This window comes from Pseudomonas sp. PS01300, from assembly GCF_029960155.1.
Lineage (GTDB): Bacteria > Pseudomonadota > Gammaproteobacteria > Pseudomonadales > Pseudomonadaceae > Aquipseudomonas > Aquipseudomonas palmensis.
Genome location: NZ_JASCPN010000155.1, coordinates 1 through 326, shown reverse-complemented (window position 1 = coordinate 326; position 326 = coordinate 1). Strand labels below are relative to the sequence as shown.

The following is a 326-nucleotide window of genomic DNA, read 5'->3' as shown; positions in this document are numbered from 1 at the left end:
GCCTGCGCCTGCTCGAACAGCAGCGCAGCTGGTTCGCCGAACTCAAGCAGTTGCAGGACCAGCAGGCCGCCGCCAGCGAGCAGTTGCACAGCGCGCACCAACAGTGGACGCAGTTGCAGGGCGACCGCCAGCACCTGAGCCGCCTCGAACAACTCGCCCCGCAGCGCCATCAGTTCGCCCGCCAGCGGGAGCTGGCCAGCCAGCGCAGCCCACTGGCAGCGAGCATCCAGCAGCAACGCCAGCAGCAGGCCGCGTTGCAGCAACGCCTGCAGCAGCTGGAACAGGCGCAGCAAGCCGCCGGTGAGCACCTGGCCACGGCCCTGGCC

Annotated in this window: 1 protein-coding gene; it reads left to right on the top strand. The window is 70.2% G+C overall.

Translation table 11 applies throughout. The features are described from left to right. Positions 1–326, top strand: a 326-nt coding sequence (locus QMX96_RS26755; RefSeq protein WP_282362731.1) for a hypothetical protein, incomplete at both ends; no start/stop codon positions are given.